This is a genomic window from Vibrio sp. 1078-1 (assembly GCF_033340475.1).
Genome location: NZ_JAWOWM010000864.1, coordinates 1 through 525, shown reverse-complemented (window position 1 = coordinate 525; position 525 = coordinate 1). Strand labels below are relative to the sequence as shown.

Here is a 525-nt window from a genome sequence, read left to right as displayed (position 1 = left end):
CTTTTGCAACGTTTGGTGGTCGGCTGCGCTGGTCACGTAGTTCTCTTTAACGTGATCGAACGAGCAAGCTAGGAATCCGCCCGTACCGCAGGCGGGATCCATAATCTGCTCACCTAGTTTAGGGTCAAGACGATTGACGATAAAGCGAGTCACTGCGCGAGGGGTATAGAACTCACCCGCATTCCCCGCGCTTTGAAGGTCGCGTAGGATTTGCTCGTAGATGTCACCAAACAGGTGACGTTCTTTAGAGTCAGTAAAGTCGATTTCGTTGAGCTTGTTAATCACCTGACGCAGCAGTGTGCCATTTTTCATGTAGTTGAAGGCATCACTAAAGGCTTCTTTCACCACAAAACCACGCGGGTTGGTGTCTTTCGGTGCAGTAAGGTTTTTTAACGTCGGGAATAGGTCATCATTGATGAATTCCAGCAGCTCATCACCTGTAATGCCTTGGTTATCTGCCGCCCAGTTGCGCCATAGGTATTTCGCTGGGATGGGTTCGCGGTAATCGTCTAACTCGAACTCTAG

At 49.7% G+C, this 525-nt stretch carries 1 protein-coding gene; it reads right to left on the bottom strand.

The window, feature by feature from the left end:
• On the bottom strand, nt 1–525 hold a 525-nt coding region (locus tag R7190_RS30515; protein WP_318138297.1), incomplete at both ends, for an N-6 DNA methylase.